24 protein-coding genes and 1 riboswitch are annotated in these 22,562 nt (G+C 72.7%); of the genes, 13 read left to right on the forward strand and 11 right to left on the reverse strand.

Annotated features, from left to right (window positions below; genetic code table 11):
• The first annotated feature begins 33 nt into the window (after positions 1–33).
• From RFN52_RS08840 to RFN52_RS08870, 7 genes are all read left to right on the forward strand, one after another.
• Positions 34–1,560: a S8 family peptidase gene (locus RFN52_RS08840; RefSeq protein WP_184844677.1), complete on the forward strand. Its 1,527-nt coding sequence runs from the start codon at positions 34–36 to the stop codon at positions 1,558–1,560.
• Positions 1,561–1,861: 301 nt separating this feature from the next.
• On the forward strand, positions 1,862–2,869 hold the full coding sequence (locus RFN52_RS08845) for a CopD family protein (protein ID WP_184844680.1): 1,008 nt from the start codon (positions 1,862–1,864) through the stop codon (positions 2,867–2,869).
• Positions 2,870–3,056: 187 nt separating this feature from the next.
• Complete coding sequence (locus RFN52_RS08850) at positions 3,057–4,058, forward strand: DEDDh family exonuclease (RefSeq protein ID WP_184844683.1); 1,002 nt, start codon at positions 3,057–3,059, stop codon at positions 4,056–4,058.
• A gap of 118 nt (positions 4,059–4,176) precedes the next feature.
• On the forward strand, positions 4,177–4,410 hold the full coding sequence (locus RFN52_RS08855) for a metallothionein (protein WP_078625432.1): 234 nt from the start codon (positions 4,177–4,179) through the stop codon (positions 4,408–4,410).
• Between the two features lie 49 nt (positions 4,411–4,459).
• The gene (locus tag RFN52_RS08860; protein WP_229856199.1) at positions 4,460–5,257 is read left to right on the forward strand and encodes an SURF1 family cytochrome oxidase biogenesis protein; all 798 of its coding nucleotides are present in this window, start codon (positions 4,460–4,462) and stop codon (positions 5,255–5,257) included.
• A gap of 158 nt (positions 5,258–5,415) precedes the next feature.
• Positions 5,416–7,200 (forward strand): glycoside hydrolase family 15 protein, encoded by a 1,785-nt coding sequence (locus RFN52_RS08865; RefSeq protein WP_184844688.1) that lies wholly within the window; start codon positions 5,416–5,418, stop codon positions 7,198–7,200.
• Between the two features lie 5 nt (positions 7,201–7,205).
• Positions 7,206–7,961 (forward strand): SDR family oxidoreductase, encoded by a 756-nt coding sequence (locus RFN52_RS08870; protein WP_184844691.1) that lies wholly within the window; start codon positions 7,206–7,208, stop codon positions 7,959–7,961.
• A gap of 24 nt (positions 7,962–7,985) precedes the next feature.
• On the opposite strand, the gene amaP is transcribed toward RFN52_RS08870, so the two are convergent.
• The 5 genes from amaP to RFN52_RS08895 are packed head-to-tail and all read right to left on the reverse strand — an operon-like array spanning position 7,986 to position 10,353.
• On the reverse strand, positions 7,986–8,573 hold the full coding sequence (amaP, locus tag RFN52_RS08875; protein WP_184844694.1) for an alkaline shock response membrane anchor protein AmaP: 588 nt from the start codon (positions 8,571–8,573) through the stop codon (positions 7,986–7,988).
• On the reverse strand, positions 8,570–9,265 hold the full coding sequence (locus RFN52_RS08880; RefSeq protein ID WP_184844696.1) for a DUF6286 domain-containing protein: 696 nt from the start codon (positions 9,263–9,265) through the stop codon (positions 8,570–8,572). Before RFN52_RS08880 ends, amaP begins: the two co-directional genes overlap by 4 nt.
• Positions 9,262–9,636, reverse strand: coding sequence for a hypothetical protein (locus tag RFN52_RS08885; RefSeq protein WP_184844699.1), 375 nt, complete (start codon positions 9,634–9,636; stop codon positions 9,262–9,264). The genes RFN52_RS08880 and RFN52_RS08885 overlap by 4 nt, the downstream gene beginning before the upstream one ends.
• A 5-nt stretch (positions 9,637–9,641) precedes the next feature.
• Positions 9,642–9,830, reverse strand: coding sequence for a hypothetical protein (locus RFN52_RS08890; RefSeq protein ID WP_184844702.1), 189 nt, complete (start codon positions 9,828–9,830; stop codon positions 9,642–9,644).
• 49 nt (positions 9,831–9,879) lie between these two features.
• Positions 9,880–10,353 carry an Asp23/Gls24 family envelope stress response protein gene (locus RFN52_RS08895; protein ID WP_184844705.1) on the reverse strand — a complete coding sequence of 158 codons (474 nt, stop codon included), beginning with the start codon at positions 10,351–10,353 and terminating at the stop codon, positions 9,880–9,882.
• An 84-nt stretch (positions 10,354–10,437) separates the two neighbouring features.
• On the opposite strand from RFN52_RS08895, the gene RFN52_RS08900 reads away from it, so the two are divergent.
• Entirely contained in the window at positions 10,438–11,160 is a 723-nt protein-coding gene (locus tag RFN52_RS08900; protein ID WP_184844708.1) for a nucleopolyhedrovirus P10 family protein, read from the forward strand.
• Positions 11,161–11,191: 31 nt separating this feature from the next.
• On the opposite strand, the gene RFN52_RS08905 is transcribed toward RFN52_RS08900, so the two are convergent.
• From RFN52_RS08905 to RFN52_RS08915, 3 genes are all read right to left on the reverse strand, one after another.
• Positions 11,192–11,995: an enoyl-CoA hydratase/isomerase family protein gene (locus RFN52_RS08905; protein WP_184844711.1), complete on the reverse strand. Its 804-nt coding sequence runs from the start codon at positions 11,993–11,995 to the stop codon at positions 11,192–11,194.
• A 151-nt stretch (positions 11,996–12,146) separates the two neighbouring features.
• On the reverse strand, positions 12,147–12,365 hold the full coding sequence (locus RFN52_RS08910) for a helix-turn-helix domain-containing protein (RefSeq protein WP_010037790.1): 219 nt from the start codon (positions 12,363–12,365) through the stop codon (positions 12,147–12,149).
• A gap of 352 nt (positions 12,366–12,717) precedes the next feature.
• On the reverse strand, positions 12,718–14,316 hold the full coding sequence (locus RFN52_RS08915; protein ID WP_184844714.1) for an ABC-F family ATP-binding cassette domain-containing protein: 1,599 nt from the start codon (positions 14,314–14,316) through the stop codon (positions 12,718–12,720).
• Between the two features lie 264 nt (positions 14,317–14,580).
• On the opposite strand from RFN52_RS08915, the gene RFN52_RS08920 reads away from it, so the two are divergent.
• A complete protein-coding gene (locus RFN52_RS08920; protein WP_184844717.1) occupies positions 14,581–14,994 on the forward strand; it encodes a VOC family protein in 414 nt (137 codons plus the stop codon).
• Positions 14,995–15,042: 48 nt separating this feature from the next.
• Here RFN52_RS08920 and RFN52_RS08925 read toward each other — a convergent pair whose 3' ends face one another.
• The 3 genes from RFN52_RS08925 to RFN52_RS08935 all read right to left on the reverse strand — a co-directional run bounded on the left by RFN52_RS08925 (position 15,043) and on the right by RFN52_RS08935 (position 18,640).
• Entirely contained in the window at positions 15,043–16,293 is a 1,251-nt protein-coding gene (locus RFN52_RS08925; RefSeq protein WP_184844720.1) for a hypothetical protein, read from the reverse strand.
• Positions 16,294–16,700: 407 nt separating this feature from the next.
• A complete protein-coding gene (locus tag RFN52_RS08930) occupies positions 16,701–17,828 on the reverse strand; it encodes an alpha/beta hydrolase (RefSeq protein WP_184844722.1) in 1,128 nt (375 codons plus the stop codon).
• An 80-nt stretch (positions 17,829–17,908) separates the two neighbouring features.
• A complete protein-coding gene (locus RFN52_RS08935; RefSeq protein WP_184844725.1) occupies positions 17,909–18,640 on the reverse strand; it encodes a class II aldolase/adducin family protein in 732 nt (243 codons plus the stop codon).
• Positions 18,641–18,838: 198 nt separating this feature from the next.
• On the opposite strand from RFN52_RS08935, the gene RFN52_RS08940 reads away from it, so the two are divergent.
• From RFN52_RS08940 to RFN52_RS08955, 4 genes are all read left to right on the forward strand, one after another.
• Positions 18,839–19,594 carry a lysozyme gene (locus RFN52_RS08940; protein WP_184844728.1) on the forward strand — a complete coding sequence of 252 codons (756 nt, stop codon included), beginning with the start codon at positions 18,839–18,841 and terminating at the stop codon, positions 19,592–19,594.
• 140 nt (positions 19,595–19,734) lie between these two features.
• Positions 19,735–20,979: an inorganic phosphate transporter gene (locus RFN52_RS08945; protein WP_184844731.1), complete on the forward strand. Its 1,245-nt coding sequence runs from the start codon at positions 19,735–19,737 to the stop codon at positions 20,977–20,979.
• Positions 20,980–21,013: 34 nt separating this feature from the next.
• Entirely contained in the window at positions 21,014–21,235 is a 222-nt protein-coding gene (locus RFN52_RS08950; protein WP_059422310.1) for a hypothetical protein, read from the forward strand.
• A gap of 130 nt (positions 21,236–21,365) precedes the next feature.
• Positions 21,366–21,504, forward strand: a riboswitch (cobalamin riboswitch).
• 103 nt (positions 21,505–21,607) lie between these two features.
• Complete coding sequence (locus RFN52_RS08955; protein ID WP_184844734.1) at positions 21,608–22,561, forward strand: cobalamin biosynthesis protein; 954 nt, start codon at positions 21,608–21,610, stop codon at positions 22,559–22,561.
• Position 22,562: the final 1 nt, after the last annotated feature.

The following is a 22,562-nucleotide window of genomic DNA, read 5'->3' on the forward strand; positions in this document are numbered from 1 at the left end:
ATCAGCACGTACCGTGAACGAACTGGAGACACCATGACTGCGCCGTACGCGCGCTACCGTCGCGCCGTCGCGATCCCTGCCGGGATGGCCATGGCCACAGCCCTCGCGTTCCTGCCGAACACCATGGCCACGGCCGCCGAGGACGCCCCGGCTCCCGCGTCGGCCCGGGCCGAGGCGACCCCGCTCAGCTACGTCGTCAACGTCAAGCCGGGGCACCGCACTTCGGCGTACGTGAAGAAGGCCGTCGCCAAGGCCGGCGGCACGGTCGTGACGTCGTACGACCAGATCGGCGTCATCGTCGTCCACTCCTCGAACGCCGACTTCGCCAAGACCGTCCGCAAGGTGCGCGGCGTGCAGTCGGCGGGCGCCACCCGCACCGCGCCACTGCCCTCGGCGTCGACGGGGGACCTGGGCGCGCCGAAGGTGCTGAGCGCGGCCGAGGTCGCGAAGGCCGAAGCGCCCGCCGGACAGGACCCGCTGCAGCCGCAGCAGTGGGACCTGCCCGCCATCAAGGCGGACAAGGCGCACGAGAAGACGCTGGGCAGCAAGAAGGTCACGGTCGCCGTGATCGACACCGGTGTCGACGACACGCACCCCGACATCGCGCCCAATTTCGACCGCAAGGCGTCGGTCAACTGTGTGTCGGGCAAGCCGGACACGGCCGACGGGGCCTGGCGGCCGAGCGCCGCGGAGAGCCCGCACGGCACGCACGTCGCCGGTGAGATCGCCGCCGCGAAGAACGGCGTCGGCATGACGGGTGTGGCGCCCGGGGTGAAGGTCTCCGGCATCAAGGTGTCCAACCCGGACGGCTTCTTCTACACGGAGGCCGTGGTGTGCGGCTTCGTGTGGGCGGCCGAGCACGGGGTCGACGTGACGAACAACAGCTATTACACGGACCCCTGGTACTTCAACTGCAAGAACGACCCGGACCAGAAGGCGCTCGTGGACGCCGTCACGCGGGCCGCGAAGTACGCGGAGAGGAAGGGCGCGGTCAACGTCGCCGCGGCCGGCAACGAGAACTACGACCTCGCCTCCGACGAGATCACCGACCCGTCGTCCCCGAACGACACCACGCCGGGCGACCGGGTCGTCGACCCCTCGAAGTGCCTCGACATCCCGACCCAGCTGCCGGGTGTCGTCACGGTCGCCTCGACGGGCGCGAAGGGCATCAAGTCGTCGTTCTCCAACTACGGTCTGGGCGTGGCGGACATAGCCGCCCCGGGCGGTGACTCGACCGCCTACCAGAAGCCGGAGGCGCCGGCCACGAGCGGCCTCATCCTGGGCACGCTGCCGGGCGGCAAGTGGGGCTACATGGCCGGTACGTCGATGGCGTCCCCGCACGTCGCGGGCGTCGCCGCCCTCATCAAGTCGACGCACCCGTACGCCTCCCCGGCGCTGGTGAAGGCCCTGCTGTACGCGGAGGCGGACGCCACGCCGTGCACGGACCCCTACGACATCAACGCCGACGGCAAGATCGACGCGGTGTGCGAGGGCTCCAAGAACCGCAACGGCTTCTACGGCTGGGGCATCGCGGACGCGCTGGACGCGGTGACCAAGTAGAGCTCATGTGAAGACGGAACGGGCCGGACGGGGGCACCTGTCCGGCCCGTTCCCCGTCTGCGACGGGATCTCTTGTCATGGACCTGTACGAGGATCCGGCGACCTGGACAGCCGGAGAAGGCGGTGGGCAAGTGGACCGCCAGGGCCTGCGCCCGATCGAGCCGAAGAAGCGGAGGCCGCCCGTCTGCGGCCGACGGACCGGCACAAGGAGGTGCGGCTGTGGTGGAGCGCCGCGTCGCGGGTCGGCTGAGGGCGTTCAGCTGACTTGCCCGGTCCTGTGGAGGTTGGTGAAGATCCTGGGGTGACTTCGACAAGACCCACGCCCGGGGTGCCCGATCCGCAGGGGCCGGTACCGCGTGCGGGTGCGGGGCGGGCCGTCGCCGTTCTGGTGCTGGTGGCTCTGGCCGCGCTGATCCCGCTGCTCGGCCCGTCCGCCGCGCTGCACGGCACCGGGGAGGCCGGAGCACCCGGCGCCGGCGGCATAGCCCTGCTGCGTACGGTGCTCTTCGCGGCGCTGTGCATACCCGTCGGCGAGCTGTTCGTGAACCGGCTGGCGTGTTCGCTGCCCGGCGGGGAGGGGCACCCGGCGCCCCGCAGCTGGTCCCCCTTCGCGGCCGCCGCCGGTTTCGCCGCCGCCCTGGGACTCGCCTCGGTCGTGGCCACCGGCAATCTCGTGCCGGACCATGTGGCGGACATCGACGCCGGGGGGCTCTACGCGTCCCGGGACGGCAAGCTCGCCCTGCTGGAGGTCAACGCGTTCCTCGTGGCGGGACTGTGCGCCATGTCGCGCCGGCCTGTCACGCAGGCCTGGCCGCTGGCCGCCGTGGTCGTCGCCGAGGCCCTGCGCGCGCACCCCACGACCGAGCCCGGCCCGCTGACCGGCTCCGCGCTGACGCTCGTCCATCTGACGTGCGCGGCGCTGTGGACGGGCGGCCTGCTGCACGCCCTGCGCACCCTCCGGCTGTGGCCCGGCACGGCGGGCGCGGCCCTGCTGGGTCTCTACGCGCGCGTGGCGCTCATCCTGCTCGCCGCCATCACCGCGACCGGCGTGTGCAGTTCGCTGCGCCGGATGCCGCCGGAGACGGTCCTGGAGCAGCTGACGGGAACGGCGTACGGGCGCGCACTGCTCGCCAAGGTGCTGCTCGTGGCGGTCGTCGCCGCCCTCGCCGTATGGGCCCGGCGGCGGCTGCGGCGGGCGGCCGACCCGCTGACCGCGGTTGCGCCGGCCCGGGCGGAGGTGGCCGTCCTGGGTCTGGCGGTCGCGGCGTCCGGACTGCTGACGGCGCTTCCGGTGCCCATCCGCTGGTGACGGCGGCGCGCCCCCGGCGCTTCTCTCCGCTCGCGTCGTCGGGTCCGTGGCGACCTGCTGAGAATCGGTCAGACGTACGCCCCACGAACGGACAGACCGGACGACCCGCCTGAGGGGGCGTCGGGAGGGCCCTGCGGGCGCACCTGGCGGACGGCGGTGTCAGTCGCGGCCCGTATCCTCAGGGACCATGCTGGAAGACCTGACGACCGCAGTGTTCTCTGCCACGCCGTGGCCGGCCGCGTATCCCAAGGGGTACGCGGTCGTTGACGTGGAGACCACGGGCCTGGCCCGGGACGACCGCATCATCTCCGCGGCGGTCTACCGGCTGGACGAGCGCGGCGAGGTCGAGGACCACTGGTACACGACGGTCAACCCCGAGCGCGACCCGGGCCCCGTGTGGATCCACGGGCTGACGAGCGAGGCGCTCGAAGGGGCGCCCCTCTTCCCGGACATCGCCGAGGAGTTCACCGCCCGGCTTCAGGGGCGGGTGCTCGTCGCGCACAACGCCGTCTTCGACTGGCAGATGATCGCCCGGGAGTACGCACGCGCCGAGCGTGAGGCGCCGGTGCGGCAGCGGCTGTGCACCATCGCGCTGTCCAAGGAGCTCGGGCTGCCGCTGCCCAACCACAAGCTGGAGTCCCTCGCCGCGCACTTCGGCGTCGTCCAGCAGCGGGCGCACCACGCGCTGGACGACGCGCGCGTGCTGGCGGAGGCGTTCCGGCCGAGCCTGCGGGCGGCGGCGGCGAACAACGTACGGCTGCCGCTGCACGAGTGCCGGCCGCTGACCGAATGGACGGACCGCCCCGCCGCGCCCCGCATCGGGCAGCAGGCGGGCCCGGGAGGCTACGGCGGCTACCGGCCGAGCAGTTGGCGCCCGTCCCGCAAGCGCCCCGCCTGCCCCTACCCCAACCCCGGGCGGTACGAGGCGGGCGGGCGGCTCAAGCAGGGCATGCGGGTCGCCTTCTCCGGTGACACCTCCACCGAGCGGGACCTGCTGGAGGACCGCGCGACCGAGGCCGGGCTGCATGTGGCCACGAGCCTGTCCCGGCTGACCAGCCTGCTCGTCACGAACGACCCGGACTCGGGCACGTCCAAGGTCGTCAAGGCCCGGCAGTTCGGTACGCCCGTCGTGGACGAGGCGGCGTTCGGGCAGCTCCTCGCGGACGTGGAGCCGGCATCGGAGCGGTGAGCGCAGGTCGGAGGAGTGAGCGCACGCCGGAGGAGCGACCGTACGGACGGGTGATTGCCGGGCGACTCGCCCGGCGGCCGCTCGCCCGCGCGGGGAGTGACGGCTCACCCTGTGGCGCATGGCGACCTGTGAGGTATGTGGCAATCAGTACGGAATGACCTTCGAGGTGCACGCGCAGGGCGCGGTGCACGTCTTCGACTGCTTCTCCTGCGCGATCCACCGCATGGCCCCCATCTGCGAGCACTGCCGGGTGCAGATCATCGGCCAGGGCGTCGAGGTCGAGGGCCACTGGTACTGCGGCGCCCACTGCGCCCGCGCGGAGGGAAAGGTGGGAATTGTCGACAAGGTGTGAACCCGTACCCGCCTGAATGCACCCCACGACCGAGTTGTACGGTCGTGGGGTGTACCGCTTCCTGATGTCCCGGCAGTGGGTGATCCTCACGCTGATCGCCCTGCTTCTCATCCCCACGATGATCAGGCTGGGCATCTGGCAGATGCACCGCTACGACGAGCGCACCGCCCGGAATCAGCTGGTCACCGACGCGCTGGCGGCCGAGCCGGTGCCCGTGGAGAAGCTGACGGCGCCCGGGCACACCGTGACCAGCACCGAGCGGTACCGGACCGTGACGGCGAAGGGCCGCTTCGACACGGAGGACGAGGTCGTCGTCCGGCGCCGCACCAACTCCGACGACGAGGTCGGCTACCACGTGCTGACCCCGTTCGTCCTGGACGACGGCAAGGTGCTGCTGGTCAACCGGGGGTGGATCCCCTCCGACGGCCCGAGCCAGACCGCGTTCCCGAAGGTCCCCGCACCGCCGGGCGGTGAGGTCACGGTCGAGGGGCGGCTGATGCCCGACGAGACGACCGCGGCGAGCGGCATCAAGAACCTCCAGGGCCTGCCGGACCGGCAGATCATGCTGATCAACAGCGAGCAGCAGGCCCGGCGCCTGGGCGCCACGGTACTCGGCGGCTACATCTCCCAGACGGCTCCCGAGCCCAAGGGCGACACCCCCGAGCTGCTGGGCGACCCCGGCAAGGAGGACGCCGCGCTGAACTACGCGTACGCCATCCAGTGGTGGCTGTTCTCCGCGGCCGTCCCGGTCGGCTGGGTGGTCCTGGCCCGCCGCGAGGCCCGGGAGCGGGCCCAGAAGGCGGCCGAGAAGTCCGACACGACGGAGTCCGAGCCGGCCGCGGTGTAGCGCCACCGGCGCGCAGGCGGTACCCGCCCCGAGCCGGGGGTACCTGGCGCGGCCCACACGCCGGCGCGCGTCGCAGCCCCGCCCCCGGTGTTCAGGACACATCACTCCCCCGGCCCCCGCCCTGATTGCCACGCCGAGTTGCCGGGAACCCGCACTCCGTGCACCCCAGCATCGAGGACTACGCGCTCATCGGCGACGAGCAGACCGCGGCCCTGGTCGGTATGGACGGATCCGTCGACTGGTTGTGTCTGCCCCGCTTCGACTCGGCCGCCTGCTTCGCCAGACTGCTCGGTGACGAGGACAACGGGTACTGGCGCATCGCCCCCGTGGGGGCGGACCGCTGCACCCGGCGTGCCTACCGCCGCGACACCCTCGTCCTGGACACCGAGTGGGAGACGGGGCAAGGGGCGGTCCGGGTCACCGACCTGATGCCCCAACGCGACCGCGCCCCCGACCTCGTACGCGTCGTCGAGTGCCTCGACGGCGAGGTGACGCTGCACAGCGTCCTGAAGCTGCGCTTCGACTACGGCTCGATCATCCCCTGGGTGCGCCGGGCCGACGGCCACCGCGTCGCCGTCGCCGGCCCGGACTCGACCTGGCTGCGCAGCGAGCCGGAGGTGACCAGCTGGGGCGAGGACTTCGGCACGCACGCGGAGTTCACCGTCAAGAAGGGGGAAAAGGTCGCGTTCGTCCTGACCTGGCACCCCTCCCACGAGCCGCGCCCGCCGCTCGTCGACCCGTACGACGCACTGCGCCAGAGTGTGGAGGACTGGCGAACCTGGGTGTCGCACTGCCGCTACGACGGCCCGCACCGGGACGCCGTCGTCCGCTCCCTGATCACCCTCAAGGCGCTCACCTACGCCCCGACGGGCGGCATCGTCGCCGCCCCCACCACCTCGCTGCCGGAGGAGCCGGGCGGGGTGCGCAACTGGGACTACCGCTACTGCTGGCTGCGCGACTCCACCCTCACCCTGAACGCGCTGCTCGCCGTGGGCTACCAGGAGGAGGCAGAGGCCTGGCGGAACTGGCTGCTGCGCGCGGTCGCGGGCGACCCGGCGGACCTGCAGATCATGTACGGCGTGGCGGGCGAGCGACGGCTGCCGGAGTTCGAGCTGCCCTGGCTCTCCGGCTACGTCGGGTCCGCCCCCGTGCGCATCGGCAACGACGCCGTGAAGCAGCTCCAGCTGGACGTCTGGGGCGAGGTCATGGACTCCCTGTCGCTGGCCCGCGAGTCGGGCCTGTCCGCCCAGCCCGACGTGTGGGCGCTGCAGACGGCCCTGATGGACTTCCTGCGGACCAACTGGCGGCAGCCGGACGAGGGGCTGTGGGAGGTGCGCGGCGGGCAGCGCCAGTTCGTGCATTCGAAGGTGATGGTGTGGGTGGCCGCCGACCGCGCCGTCCGCACCCTGGAGCGCCACCCTGAGCTGGACGGCGACCTGGACGGCTGGCGCGCGCTGCGCGACGAGGTGCACCAGGAGGTGTGCGAGAAGGGCTACGACCCGGAACGCAACACCTTCACGCAGTCCTACGGCTCACGCGAACTGGACGCGGCGCTGCTGCTCATCCCGCGCGTCGGATTCCTGCCGCCGGACGATCCGCGGGTGATCGGCACCATCGACGCGGTCCGCGAGGAGCTGACCCACGGCGGCTTCCTGCGCCGCTACAGCACGGCCGACGGGGACGTCGACGGGCTGCCCGGCGGCGAGGGCGTGTTCCTGGTGTGCTCGTTCTGGCTCGCGGACGCCCTGTACATGACGGGGCGCGCAAAGGAGGCCCGTGAGCTGTTCGAGCGGCTGGCGGGGCTCGCCAACGACGTCGGGCTGCTGTCCGAGGAGTTCGACCCGCTGACCGGCCGGCACCTCGGCAACTTCCCGCAGGCCTTCAGCCACATCGGGCTGGTGAACACCGCCCTCGCCCTGTTCGGTGGGGAAGGGGCAGGATAGGGACCATGGATCTTGGACTGAAGGACCGGGTGTACGTCGTCACCGGAGCCACGCGCGGCCTCGGCAACGCCACCGCGCGTCAGCTCGTCGCGGACGGGGCGAAGGTGGTCGTCTCGGGGCGGGACGAGAAGAGCGTCGCCGAAGCGGCGGCCGAGCTGGGACCGAACGCCGTCGGGGTGGCCGTCGACAACGCGGACCCGGATGCGGCGGCCCTGCTGATCGGCGCCGCGCGGGAGCACTTCGGCCGTTTCAACGGCGTCCTCGTCAGCGTGGGCGGGCCGCCGGCCGGGTTCGTCGCGGACAACACGGACGAGCAGTGGCAGACGGCGTTCGAGTCGGTGTTCCTCGGTGCGGTCCGGCTGGCGCGCGCCGCGGCCGCCGAGATGGAGGCCGGGGGTGTCATCGGGTTCGTGCTGTCCGGGTCGGTGTACGAGCCGATCCCGGGGCTGACCATCTCGAACGGGCTGCGGCCGGGCCTGGCCGGGTTCGCCAAGTCGCTCTCCGACGAGCTGGGGCCGCGGGGCATCAGGGTGGTCGGTGTCCTGCCCGGGCGGATCGACACCGACCGGGTACGGCAGCTGGACGCGCTGTCGGCGGACCCCGAGGCGACCCGGGCGGCGTCGGAGTCGCGTATTCCGCTGCGGCGGTACGGGACTCCGGAGGAGTTCGGGCGGGTGGCGGCGTTCCTGATGTCGCCGGCGGCCTCCTATCTGACCGGGGTCATGGTGCCGGTCGACGGTGGCGCGCGGCACGGCTTCTGAGGGCCGTGACCGGCTCGCGCGTCCTCAACTCACCCGTTCCGCGCCGTGCTTGACGCCCTTCAGCCTCACCTCCGCCGGAAGTGAGGCGAGGCCCGCCGATGTCCTGGCGTGGGTGAGGGCGCCGGTCGTGAAGTCGTTCAGTGCGGTGCCCGGGTTTACGTGTGGCTCCAGTGCGAGGCGCACGTGGGCCTCGGGGGTGCTGCGCCCGCCCTTCAGATGGGCTTGGGTTCCGTCCACGCCGTCGATGTGGTCCGCCTCCTGGGTGAGGGCGTTCTCCAGAGCCCGGCCGCGCACGAGCGCGCCCTCGCCGTCGCCGGTGTCGACGAGGACCTCGGCGAGGCGGCGCCGGCGCAGAACCGCGACGAGCCACCACAGGGCGAGCAGCAGCAGGATCGCGAGGGCGGCGATGACGACCGGCCACCACCAGCCGTCGTCGCGCCAGCGGGTGCGCTCGGCGTTGCTCAGCAGCACGTCGTGCTTGCTGTCGTGGATCCACCACGAGGGCGCCGAGACGCCGAGGCCGACGGCGAGGACGGAGCCGCCCAGCGCCAGCAGGATCAGGCCCACCAGGCCGAGGAACACGCGGTTGACGGTCCTGAGCACCGCTCTCACCCCTTCCGGCCGGGCCGCCGGACCCGCACCGACAGCGAGGGCGGCCGGGACAGCCCCAGTCCGCGGGTCGCGTCGGCAAGCACGGCGTCCAGATCGGTTCGTACGTCGTCCAGTTCCCGGAAGTGCGCCACGGCCCGGACGTCGGCCCGCCGCCGGCGCACCCGTACCCGTGCCGACTGCACGCCGGCCACCTCCATGGCCCGGTCCCGCAGCGCGGTGGCGGCGGCGTCCCGGTGCAGTCCGGCGCGTACGTCGGTGTGCGTGCGCCGCATCGGGAGCACGTCCCGCAGGCCGGGCGTGACGGCCAGGATCAGCAGCCAGAGGCCGAGGAGGGCCGCGACCCCCGCGCCGACGAGCACCCAGGTGTCGTCGAGGGGCCGTGCGGCGAGCTGCCGGGCCAGTTCCCGGCGCCATTCCATGCCGGGCCGGCCCGCGCGCACGGAGACGATGTCGTACAGGAACAGCCCGGCGAGGCCCAGGAGCAGCAGGGCGATGATGCCCGCGGGAACGCGGCGCGCCGACCAGAAGCGGCCTTCGCGGCCCCCCTTGCCCTCGAGTTCGGGCGGCGGCCCGGAGGCCGCCGACGCATCGGACCGGTCCGGTCCGTTGCCGTTCTCCGTCTCCTGCTTGTCGAGGACGGGCAGGCGCTGCGTGCTGTCCTCGGGGGGCTGAGTGCCCTGGGGTTCGTTCATCGCGTCCTCCCCTGTACCGCGCCGAGCGCCGGGTCCAGGTGCAGCCGCTCCACCTGGACGACGACCTCCGGCACCTGCATTCCCACCAGGGCGCCCGCCCGTTCGACGACGTGGTGCCGCACCTGGCGGCAGCGGGCGCCGATGTCGCAGGGATAGCCGAGTTCGAGCTGGACCCGGACATGGGCGACCTCGTGGTGGACGACGACGGACGCGGAGGGCCGGTCGGCGCCGGTCGGCAGCGTGCCGACGGCTTCGAGGGCCGCCTGCGAGGCGATCTTCGTGACGACCCGGTCGGCGATCCGGGTCGCGCCGCGCTCGCCCGGCGGGACGACGGTCAGAGGTCTGTCGAGCTCACCGGCCCCCGGACTCATGGGTGTCACCGCTGCCGTTCACGTTCACGAGGACGGAAGAAGTCGCCGAACTCCAGGTCCCCGTCCAGGAACCGGCCGACGACGAAGCCGACGGCGCCCAGTGCCGCCACCAGCAGGAAGGCGCCGAATCCGCCGAAATATCCGGCGAAGGCCAGTGCCATGCCGACGATCATGCCGACCACGGCCATGCTCATGCGCTCCTCAGCTCCTCAGCCGCTGTGTCGTTGTGTGTTGGCCCGTGCCTCACTGGATCCGGCGCTCCGGTTCCTCTTCCTCTTCGTCCGGCAGCTTCACGTCGCTCACCGCGATGTTGACCTCGACGACCTCCAGGCCAGTCATCCGCTCCACGGCGGTGATGACGTTCTCCCGTACGTCGCGGGCCACATCGGAGATCGACACGCCGTACTCGACCACGATCTCCAGGTCGAGGGCCGCCTGCACTTCGCCGACCTCTGCCTTCACACCGCGCGACACCGACTTGGTTCCTCCGGGCACGCGGTCGCGCACTGCTCCGAACGTGCGGGACAGGCCGCTGCCCATGGCGTGCACGCCGTCGACGTCGCGTGCGGCGAGGCCGGCGATCTTCTCCACGACGCCGTCCGCGATGGTCGTCCGCCCGCGGGAACCGGCGTTTCCGCCGCTGTGCTTGGCCAAGGGGCTCCTGCGTACCGCCGCGGTCTCGGTCTCCCCGCCCCGGTTCTCAGTCATGTCAGTCATCGCCGTTACGTCCTTTTCGTCGTCCTTGGACCACCGTAAGCACGGTTGCATGGAAGCGCGCCTCTGATACGGCAGGCTGGAGGAATGACGGCCGACCGATGGACACAGGCAGTGAGACATCAGCTGGGAATCGGCAGGCTTCTGCCGTTGGGTGACGCGCGGGACGGCGCGTGGATCGCGGAACGGGCAGCCGAGGCGGTACTGCGGAGCGCGGCCCGGGACGCGCCGGGCGTGCGCCTCGACACGCTCCGTGTCGCGGTCGCCGACACGGCGGACACCGCGGAGCCGGCCGTGCCGGCTCCGCCGAGTGCTCTGCCGCCCGGGCCGCTGCGGGTGACGGCGGAGTTCGCCGCGACGGCCTCGCAGCCCCTGCCGACGACGGCGTCCCTGCTGCGGGCGACGTTGGCGACCGCCGCGACCCAGCGGCTGGGCCTGACGGTGGCGGAGGTGGACCTGCGGGTGACGGGGCTGCTGGACGAGGAGGGGCCCGGGGAAGCCGGGGTCGCCGAGCGCCTCCCCGAGCCCCCGAGTGCCGCCCTGGCCGGGGGCGGCGACGAGGGCCGGGTGGCCGCCGCCGCGCTCAGGGTGCACGGCGTGCTCCATCTGACCGGCACGCTGGGCCACCCCGTGCACATCGAGGAACTCCCCCGCGAGGGCGCCGCGCTGCCGCACCGTCATGTCCGGCTGGAGCTGGCCGTGGGCGCGGACCAGCGGGCCCGGGACGTGGCCCGCGAGGTCCGGACGGTGGTCAGGAGGGCGCTGCCGGATCACCCGACGGTGGCGGTCGTGGTGAGCGCGATCGGCTGACCGCGCTCGGGGCCCGGCGGCCCGGCGGCTCTCAGTCCCCGACGCCCGCGAGGTCCCGCAGCCTGCGGGCCTGGGACTGGCGCTCCGCCGCGCGCTGCTCCTCGTAGGTGCGGTCCTGGGCACCGCGCAGCAGGGCCTTGGTCTCGACGACCGCGTCGCGGGGCGCGGCGAGCACGGCCGCGGCCAGGTCGCGCACGGTGTCGTCGAGCTGGCCGACGGGCACGGCGACGTTGGCCAGGCCGGTGTTCACGGCCTCCTCGGCCGTGACGAAGCGCCCGGTCACGCAGATCTCCAGCGCGCGGGCGTAGCCGACGAGTCCCACCAGCGGATGCGTGCCCGTCAGGTCGGGCACGAGTCCGAGGCTGGTCTCGCGCATGGCGAACTGCACGTCGTCGGCGACGACGCGCAGGTCGCAGGCGAGGGCGAGCTGGAAGCCCGCCCCGATGGCATACCCCTGGACAGCGGCGACGGAGACGATGTCGCTGCGCCGCCACCAGGTGAACGCCTCCTGGTATTCGGCGATGGTCGCGTCCAGCTCGGCGTCGGCGCCGCGCGCGAGGTCGACGAACGACGGTTCGCCGTCGAAGCCCTCGGGCGTGAACGCCTGTCGGTCGAGCCCGGCCGAGAAGGACTTGCCCTCGGCCCTCAGCACCACGACTCGGACGGAGCCCGGCAGCTGCCGACCGGCCTCGGTCAGCGCCCGCCACAGAGCGGGGCTCTGCGCGTTGCGCTTGTCCGGGTTGGTCAGCGTCACCGTGGCGATCGCGTCGTCGACGGTGAGCCGTACGCCGTCCTTGTCGAGTACGGGAACGAGGTCCTGGTCGGACGAAGCCATGGGACGCCTCCGATGTGTGCGGTCGTCTCGCGGGCTCCCGCGACGGCTTCACCGCCGCGGCAGGCCACGCTTAAGTGACTGCACAGTAACCACCCGGCCGATCAGACGACCGACCGGGTGGCCACCATCGAAGCCGAGGGGCCACCCGGGGTCAGGCCGTGGCCTTTTTGCCCCGGGTCGCCCCGCCACGCCCTCGCAGCGTGACGCCCGACTCACTGAGCATGCGGTGCACAAAGCCATACGAGCGGCCGGTCTCCTCGGCCAACGCCCGGATGCTCGCACCGGCGTCGTACTTCTTCTTCAGGTCTGCCGCGAGCTTGTCGCGCGCGGCGCCGGTCACCCGGCTGCCCTTCTTCAGAGTCTCGGCCACCCGTGCCTCCTCATGGGAAGTGCGCTCTGGTCTCCTCATGATCACCCCTCCGGGCCTTGATGGCCACCCATTCGGCAAGGTCGGTGAGACAAGGTTGTGACGACGGGAGCGCATCCCCACATACGGAATATGGAATTCCGAAGAGCGGTGTCCCTGTGGCCGAACGGATGGTGGAGGAAAAGGCCAGGTCAGAAAGGCGGCGCGGCCGAGCCCGGAAGAATCGGGGGCTCGGCCGCGAAATCGATGTAGGACACACCTCGGTACGAGGAGATCTCACACAGATGATGGATCACCGCTGGGCCGAATGATCCATACGCCGTTGATCACGTATTCGATCAAGCGGCATTGACGCTCAGGCCAGGGCGACGAGATCCGCGTAGTCGGCGCCCCACAGGTCCTCGACGCCGTCCGGCAGCAGGATGATCCGCTCCGGCTGGAGCGCCTCGACCGCGCCCTCGTCGTGCGTGACGAGGACGACCGCGCCCTTGTAGGTGCGCAGCGCGCCGAGGATCTCCTCGCGGCTGGCGGGGTCGAGGTTGTTCGTCGGCTCGTCGAGGAGCAGCACGTTCGCCGAGGACACCACGAGGGTGGCGAGGGCGAGGCGGGTCTTCTCGCCGCCGGAGAGGACGCCGGCCGGCTTGTCGACGTCGTCTCCGGAGAACAGGAACGAGCCGAGCGTCTTGCGGACCTCCACCAGGTCCAGGTCGGGGGCGGCGGAGCGCATGTTCTCCAGGACCGTGCGCTCCGGGTCGAGGGTCTCGTGCTCCTGCGCGTAGTAGCCGAGCTTGAGGCCGTGGCCCTCGATGACCTTGCCGGTGTCGGGCTGCTCCGCACCGCCGAGCAGGCGGAGCAGGGTCGTCTTGCCCGCGCCGTTGAGGCCCAGGATGACGACGCGCGAACCCTTGTCGATGGCCAGGTCGACGTCGGTGAAGATCTCCAGCGATCCGTAGGACTTCGACAGGCCCTCGGCCATGAGGGGGGTCTTGCCGCACGGGGAGGGCTCGGGGAAGCGCAGCTTGGCGACCTTGTCGGACTTGCGCTCGGCCTCCAGGCCGGCCAGCAGCTTGTCCGCCCGGCGGGCCATGTTCTGCGCGGCGACGGTCTTGGTGGCCTTGGCCCGCATCTTGTCGGCCTGCGAGTGCAGCGCGGAGGCCTTCTTCTCGGCGTTCTGCCGCTCGCGCTTGCGGCGCTTCTCGTCGGCCTCGCGCTGCTGCTGGTAGAGCTTCCAGCCCATGTTGTAGATGTCGATCTGAGCGCGGTTGGCGTCCAGGTAGAACACCTTGTTGACGACCGTCTCGACCAGGTCGACGTCGTGGGAGATCACGATGAAGCCGCCGCGGTAGGTCTTCAGGTAGTCGCGCAGCCAGACGATCGAGTCGGCGTCGAGGTGGTTCGTGGGCTCGTCGAGCAGCAGGGTGTCCGCGTCCGAGAAGAGGATCCGGGCCAGCTCGATACGGCGGCGCTGACCGCCGGAGAGCGTGTGCAGCGGCTGGCCGAGGACCCGGTCGGGCAGGTTGAGCGCGGCGGCGATGGTGGCGGCCTCGGCCTCGGCGGCGTACCCGCCCTTGGTGAGGAACTCCGTCTCCTGGCGCTCGTACTGCCTGAGCGCCTTCTCGCGGGTGGCGCCCTGGCCGTTGGCGATGCGCTGTTCGTTGTCGCGCATCTTCTTGATCAGTACGTCCAGGCCGCGCGCGGACAGGATGCGGTCGCGGGCGAGGATGTCGAGGTCGCCGGTGCGGGGGTCCTGCGGGAGGTAGCCGACCTCGCCGGAGCGGGTGATGGCGCCGCCGGCGGGCATGCCCTCGCCTGCCAGGCATTTGGTGAGGGTGGTCTTCCCCGCGCCGTTGCGGCCGACCAGGCCGATGCGGTCGCCCTTGGCGATGCGGAACGAGGCGTTTTCGATGAGGACGCGGGCACCGGCGCGCAGCTCGATACCGGAGGCGGAGATCACGGACAGACTCCAGGGCGGATACGGGGGCGGGATGGACGGCTGAGGACGTTCCCGTCCGTCTAATGCGCGAGGAGAATGGCCATGGGGACAGTCTAACGGGGACGTGCAACCACTTTTTCTGTGTGCGGGTGTTCGATCACCGGCGGCCCGGCGGAGGGCCGTTGTCAGTGCCCGGTGGAAGACTGAACAGCGGGCCGGGGAACGGGCCGGAATCCGGCTCTCCCGGCGGGGGAACACCCAGCGAGACACGAGGAAGTGATCGCCATGGCAGGCACGTCCGGCGGGCGTCCGAGCATCTACCCGACGCTGCTGTACGCCGACGCGAAGGCGGCGATCCGCCAGCTCACGGAGGCCTTCGGCTTCACGGAGCTGTCGGTGTACGAGGGCGAGGACGGCTCGGTGCTGCACGCCGAGCTGGTGCAGGGCAACGGCGCGGTGATGGTCGGTACCAAGGGCCGGGGCGGCCTGTTCGACGCCGCCATGAAGGACGCCGGCACCACGGGGGTGTACGTGGTGGTGGACGACGTGGACGGGCACCACCGCCACGCGGTGGACCACGGCGTGGAGGTGCTGATGCCCCCGACGGACCAGGACTACGGCTCGCGGGACTACCTGGCCCGGGACCTGGAGGGCAACGTGTGGAGCTTCGGGACCTACGCGCCCGAGATACCGGGCTGACGGCCCCGGGACAGGTGAGCTGAAGGCTTCGGGGCCCGGGCGACGGCCCTAGCTGCCGCCGGTGTGCACCTGGAAGGCCGCCCGGCGGACGGCCTTGGCCAGGGCCGGGTCGGGGTGTGCGGCGGCGAGGGCGACCAGGACCTGCACGGTGCGCGGATGCCCCACGGCGCGTACCTCCTCCAGGAGCATCGGGACGGTCGGCTGCACCGCGGACTCCAAGTGGCGCACCAGCAGCGGCGCCTCCCCGTGGTCGGCGACGGCGGCCGCGGTGTCCACCCACAGCCAGGTCGCCTCCTCGCGGGTGAGGACCTCGTGGGCGTCCTCGGGGTCGGCGCCGTCGTGCTCGGCCAGCCACAGCAGCGCGTACGGCCTGAGCGTGGGCTCGTCCAGCACGCCGCGGACGTCCGGCTCGGCGGGGGCGCCGACCACGCGCAGCGCCTCGAAGGCGAGGCCGCGCAGCAGGGCGTCCTCACCGCGGGCGGCGCCGAGGAGCTCGGTGACGGCGCTGCCGACGGGTCGGGCGGCGAGCCAGGCGCGGTACTCGGCGCGGGCCGCGTTCGGGCGCAGCTGGGCGCAGCCGCGGAGCATGTCGTCGGCGGCCTGCTCGATGTTCCCGGCGGGGCTCTGCGCGGCGACGCAGATCTGCTCCAGCTTGACCCAGACGGCCCAGCTGCCGAGCGGGGTGAGGGTGGCCTGGCCGTCGCCGTAGGTGAGGGCGCCGACGGAGGCGAGGGCGCGCAGGGCCCAGTCGAGCAGGGGGGCGAGCGGGGCGTCGGTGGGCTCCGGTTCGGCCGGCGGCTCGGGCTGGGGGCCGTAGGGGATCTCGCAGCGGGCGGTGCGCAGCTCGGTGACGCGCTGCTCCAGGAGGTCGAGGAGCTGCTCCACGGGGACGGGCCCGGCGGACAGCTGGAGGAAGGACAGCGCCTGGGGCATGGCGGAGACGACCTCGGCGACGGCGGCGGGCTCGTGCTCCTCGGGCTCCGGGTGGGCGAGCGACCAGGCGTCGAAGAGCGCGACCCAGCCGCGCAGCACGGCGCTGTCGTCGCGGTCCCAGGCGCGCAGCCGCCAGCCGGGGCGGGCGCTGTCGCCGTGCACCTCGACGAGGCCGGCGAGGCGGGCGGTGTCCCAGTCGGCTCTGACCTGAGCCGGTGTCAGGCCCAGTTCGCGGGCGGCCCGTTCGGCCGTCGTGTCGGAGAGGGTGGCCTTGCCGTCGTCGGTGGCGCTGTCCCGGCCGGGACCGAGCGCGGCGTCGGCCCAGCGGGCGACACGGGCCGCGTCGGCGAGACCTGAGCGTGCCATTCTGGCCAGCTCCGCCGGTGCCGGGGTGCCCTCCGGGGGGCGTGGGGCGGGGCGGCGCGAGCGCCGCTGGTTCATCGCTGGTGGGGCGGCGGCCAGGGGTCGCGGGCGGACGAGTCGAAGCCTGGAGTCGCGCGGGATACGGGACGTCACGGGTGCAGTCTTCCGGTTGACGGTCCGAAAACCCAAACGGAATGTCACGGCGGGCGACGGGGATGGCCAACGCACCGGTTCCCGGGAGTGGTCGAGGGCCGGGAATCGGCCAGTGGTACGACGCTAAACGGAATCTCCGCGACCGGTCGGCGACGGGGGCGGCGGAATGCGGTGGCGACGGGGCGAAGGGGGCGTGAACGGGGGGTGCGTGAGAAGCCGGAACGGGAGGCCGGGCCGGCGAGTGGGTGGGAACGGCGTCACATGAGGGGTGTCAGGAAGCGTCGGAGGGCTTCCTCGTAAGCCTCCGGGTCGGCGTTCCACATGGCTCCGTGGGGTGCGTTGCGGACCGTGCGCAGGGCGACCGTGCCGGGGTGGGCGTCGGCGAGCCGGCGGGAGAGCTGCCAGGGGGCGACGGTGTCGTCCGGGCCGTGGATGACGAGCGCCGGGACGCTCGGCCCGCCGGGCGGCACCGCGCCCGCGACACGGCCGCCGGGCAGGCCGGTGCGGCCCTGGGCGGCCCGGACCGCGAGGGGCAGCAGCGCCCCCGGGGTACGACGGGCCGAGGCCAGGGCGCGCAGGGTGGTCTCCCAGGCGAGTACCGGGGAGTCCAGGACGAGCCCGGAGACACGGTCGCGCAGCCCCGAGTGCGTGGCGGCGCGCAGGGCCATGGTGGCGCCGGTGGACCAGCCGTGCAGGACGACCTGGCGGGCTCCGTAGCGCACGGCGTAGCGGATGGCGGCGTCGAGGTCGCGCCACTCGGTCTCGCCGAGGTGGCTGAGGCCGTCGGGCCGGCGGGGTGCCCCCAGGTCGCCGCGGTAGGCGAGGGCGAGCACCGGGAAGTGGTTGCGGTGCAGGAACGGCATGACGTTCATGGCGAGTTCGCGGGTGGCGCCCAGGCCGTGCACGGCGATCACCCAGGTGTCCCGCTTGCCGGGCACGAACCACGCGGGCAGGGCACCGAGTTCGCCGGGGACGTCGACGTCGGCGTGGTCGAGTCCGAGGGCGGCGCCCGGGTTGCCGACGTACACGTTCGGTGTGAGCCAGACCTTGTCACCGGGCTTCAGCGTGCCGTGGGTGACGCTCTCCAGGCGGCGCACGACGGTGTCGGCGGGGTGCGGGGCGCCGGTCAGGACGGGGCCGACGACCGCGTGCGAGCCGTTGCCGGACAGGCCGTAGCGGCCGGGGCGCAGGGCGGCGAAGTCCCGGGTGAGGCTGATCTGCCCGGCGGCGGTGCCGTGCACGGTGAGCCGGGGTTCGGTGGGCAGGGGCCTGCCGGGAGGCGCCTTGAGCGCGGCGTCGCTGGCGAGCCGGCCGGCGGCCACCGCGGCGGCACCGGCCCCGATGACGGCGGTGACGGCAGCGGCCGTCGCTTTGACAGTGCGCACGGGTCCAGTGTCCCGGCGGATGCCGTGGGCGACCAGCGGGCGGCGGCGGCGGAGTGACGTCCGCGGCGGCCGCAGGGGGCTCAGCCCCGCTGGCCGTAGCCGCGCAGGCGCTCCTCCACCTCCGTCAGCTGTTCCCGGGACAGCAGGCTCGGGGCCAGGCCGGGCACCGAGGAGGCGGTCAGCCACAGGCGGCACATCCACTCCAGCTGGGCGGTGCGGTCGTAGGCCTGGGCGAGGGTGGTGCCGTGGGTGACGGTGCCGTGGTTCTGGAGGAGGCAGCCGGAGCGGCCGTCGAGGGCGCGGAGCATGTGCTCGGCCAACTCGTCCGTGCCGTACGTGGCATAGGGGGCGACCCGGACGGGGCCGCCGAGTGCGGCGGCCATGTAGTGGATCAGCGGGAGCTCGTCGACGAGGGTCGAGACGGCCGTCGCGTGGACGGCGTGGGTGTGGACGACGGCCCGGGCGCCGGTCGTGCGGTAGACCGCGAGGTGCATGGGCAGCTCGCTGGTGGGGACGAGGGTGCCGAGGACCTGCCGGCCGTCGAGGCCGACGCCGGTCACGTCGTCCGGGGTCAGCCGGTCGTAGGGGACGCCCGACGGCGTGACCAGGACGGTGTCCCCGACGCGCACGGAGACGTTGCCGGACGTGCCGACGACGAGCCCGTCCGCGACCGTCCGGCGGGCCGCCGCGACGAGGTCCTCCCAGGCGTGCGCCTCCTCGGGGCGGGCACTTCTGCGCCGCGGCTCCCCCGCATCCCGTCCGCCCTCCCGCGCGTCCCCCGTGCCCTGCTCGTCGCCTCGCTGCTCAGCCATGCCGCGATCCTGCCAGGCAGCGGCTCAACGCGCCCCCGGGCGGGGGTACTTCGATCCGGAAGCCGACGGTCCGTAAGGGCGGCTGTCGGCACAGAAGGCCCTGCGGATCCCTCCCGCCGCAGACCTGCGGGCATTCAGCGATCTTCCGGTACGCTCCGGGAGATTTGCCGTGCATGCCGCCATTCCGGGGGGAACCACATGGCCCGTGACCGCACACCGGCCCGACGCCGCGGCCGCTTACTGGCGGCATCCGCAGCCGCACTCGCCCTGGGCGGGGCCGCGCTCACCGAGGCCCCGGCCTCGGCGGCGAGCCGGCCGAAGGGGCACGACGTCTCGTCCCACCAGCGGAATGTCGACTGGCCCGGCGCGCGGACGCAGGGCGCCCGGTTCGTCTACGTCAAGGCGACGGAGTCCACCACCTACCGCAACCCCTCCTTCGCCCGGCAGTACAACGGCTCGCGCGCGGCCGGACTGGTGCGCGGCGCGTACCACTTCGCCCTGCCGGACCGGTCCTCCGGCCGGGCGCAGGCGGCGCACTTCGTGCGCAACGGCGGCAGCTGGACGGCGGACGGCTGGACGCTGCCGCCCGCGCTCGACATCGAATACAACCCGTACGACAAGAAGCACCAGTGCTACGGGCTGACGAGGGCGGGAATGGTCAGCTGGATCAAGGCGTTCAGCCACGAGACCGAGCGGCTCACCGGCCGCCGCCCCGTGATCTACACGACCACCCACTGGTGGAACACGTGCACGGGCGGCAGCCGCGCCCTGGCCGCCGGTCATGCCCTGTGGATCGCCCGCTACGACGCTCCGAACCCCGGTGCGCTGCCGGCCGGCTGGTCCTCCTGGACCTTCTGGCAGTACGACAACGGCGGCGGGACACTTCCGGGTGATCAGAACCTTTTCAACGGGTCACTCGATCAGCTGAAGAGGTTCGCGCGGGGCGCGTGGTGACCGGGCGCCGGGGCGGCCGTTCCCGGGCGTCGCCACGACACCCCTTTGCGGTCACCCCTGCGCCCCTCCCAGTTCATCTCCCGTTCACTCAGGTTGCCTACGTTCATACGGCCAACGACCTCGAACGATTGCCTGGGTAAATGGAAAGCTTCTCGCTGATCCTCGCGATTGTGGTGGTAACCGCACTCGCGTTCGATTTCACGAACGGTTTCCACGACACCGCGAACGCGATGGCCACGACCATTTCCACGGGCGCCATGAAGCCCAAGGTTGCGGTGGCCATGTCCGCGGTCCTCAACCTGGTCGGCGCCTTCCTGTCCGTCGAAGTCGCCAACACGATCTCCAAGGGCCTCGTCGACGAGGCCGGCATCCGGCCCGAGGTCATCTTCGCCGCCCTGGTCGGCGCGATCCTCTGGAACCTGCTGACGTGGCTGGTCGGTCTGCCGTCCAGCTCCTCGCACGCTCTCATGGGCGGTCTGATCGGCGCCACGATCGCCTCGGCGGGCGTCGGCGCGGTGCACGGCGACGTGCTGGTCACCAAGGTCCTGATCCCGGCGATCGCCGCCCCGCTGGTCGCGGGCATCGCGGCGATGCTGGCCACACGGCTGACGTACTCCCTCGGCAAGAAGGCCGACGGCGAGGCGTCCCGGAAGGGCTACCGGGCCGGCCAGATCGCGTCGGCGGGCCTGGTCTCCCTGGCGCACGGCACCAACGACGCGCAGAAGACGATGGGCATCATCACCCTCGCCCTGGTCGCCGGCGGCACCCTCGCCCCCGACTCCGACCCGCCCATGTGGGTCATCCTCTCCGCGGGCATCGCGATCGCGCTCGGCACCTACCTGGGCGGCTGGCGCATCATCCGCACCATGGGCAAGGGCCTGACCGACCTCCAGCCGCAGCAGGGCTTCGCCGCCCAGACCTCCGCGGCCACGGTCATCCTGGCCTCCTCGCACCTCGGTTTCTCCCTCTCCACGACGCACTCCGTCTCCGGCGCCGTGATGGGCGCGGGGCTCGGCCGCAAGGGCGGTGTCGTCCGCTGGTCGACCGCGACGCGGATGTTCGTCGCCTGGGGTCTGACGCTGCCGGCGGCGGCCCTGGTGGGCGCCCTCGCCGAGTACGTCACCGGCTTCGGGGCCTGGGGCACCGCGGTGGTGGCCGTCTTCCTCGTCGCCTCCAGCGCGGCCATCTGGAAGCTCTCGCGGCGGGAGATCGTCGACCACACCAACGTCAACGACACCGACGACGCGGAGCCCGCGGGCGTGGTCACCACGGCGATGGCCGCGGTGACGCCGCCGCCGGCCGGCACGCCGGCGGAGGAGCCGGTGCCGTCGTTCCCGGCCCAGGCCACCGCCGAGCGGACGGCCTCCACGACCACCACGGTCTGACCCCGCCCACCGGCAACAAGGAAGAGTCTCCGATATGAAGATCGACTGGGCGGCCCTCGGCTCCGTGTTCGGCGTCAGCCTCGTGGTCACCGTGGCTCTCGTGGGCCTGTTCACCCTCGGCATCACCGGTCTGTCCCGCCGCGAGCGGGCGGTGGCCCAGGGCGGGTCCGCGGGCCTCGCGGTCACCGGCGCGTACGCGTGCTTCGCGGCGTGCGCGGCGGCCGTCGGGTACGGCATCTATCTGATCGTGGCCTGACGGCCCGACCGCACAACGTCCGCCGGGCGGCACGGGACCTGAGTCCTGTGCCGCCCGGTCGTCGTGTGTGCGCAGGGGGCGATGTGGGGTTCTCCACACTCTCCCCTCGCAGGTCAACGGCAAGTTGACGGCGGTTCGCGGCCGTGGTGGACTGCCGGGGCCAGTACGGCGGCAGGAGAGGAAGCCGGTGCAAGTCCGGCGCGGTCCCGCCACTGTCACCGGGGTAGTGATCCCCGGGAGCCAGGAACTCTCACCGCCGGTCTCGTCGAACCAGGGCGTGGACACCCTGAGTGAGGACACATATCGCCATGCGCGGCTGCCGATCGAGGTTCAACACCCCACCCCTGCCCGCCCTCCTGGCCGGCTGAGCCCATGGGTGCCGGTCGCGTCTTCGCGTACGGCGCCGCCGCCGGTCTGATCGGTGACCTGCTGCTCGGTGATCCTCGCCGGGGGCATCCGGTCGCCGCGTTCGGACGGGCCGCGGGCGCCGTGGAACAGGTGCTGTGGCGGGACCACCGCGGGTGGGGCGCGCTGCACACCGCCGTGTGTGCCGGAGGGACCGTCGCCCTCGGGTCCGTCGCCGCGCGGGCCGTGCGGCCGTCTCCCGTCGCCTCCGTCGCGCTGACCGCAGCCGCCACCTGGGCCGTCGTCGGGGGGACTTCGCTCGCCCGGGAGGCGCGGACCATCGGGCGGGCCCTGGAGGCCGGGGACGTCGAGGCGGCCCGGGCGCGGCTGCCACATCTGTGCGGGCGGGACCCACAGGCCCTCGACGCCGACGGCATGGCCCGGGCCGTGGTCGAGTCCGTCGCCGAGAACACCTCGGACGCGGTGGTGGGGGCACTGGTGTGGGGGGCTTTCGGCGGGGTGCCGGGGCTGCTCGGGTTCCGGGCCGTCAACACCCTGGACGCCATGGTCGGACACAAGTCGGCCCGGTACCGCCGGTACGGCTGGGCCTCCGCGCGGCTGGACGACCTCGCGGGGTGGCCGGGAGCGCGGCTGACCGCCGTACTCGCCGTGCTGGCCGGGCCGGATCCGCGGGAAGCCGTGAGGGCCTGGCGGGCCGACGCGGCACAGCATCCGAGTCCCAACGCCGGGCCCGTGGAGGCCTCGTTCGCCGGGGCGCTCGGAGTGCGGCTGGGCGGGACGCTGTCGTACGGCGGGCGGGTGGAGCACCGGCCCGTGCTGAACACGCGGGGGCGGGCCGTCGGGACGCGCGACGTCGAGCGGGCCGTGCGGCTGTCGAAGCGCGTCACCTGGCTCGCGCTCGGGGTGTGCGCCGGTGCGCGGTTGCTGATGAGCGCGCGGTCATCGAAGAGGGGGAAATGAC

The sequence above is a fragment of the Streptomyces collinus genome, assembly GCF_031348265.1.
Classification (GTDB): Bacteria; Actinomycetota; Actinomycetes; order Streptomycetales; family Streptomycetaceae; genus Streptomyces; species Streptomyces collinus.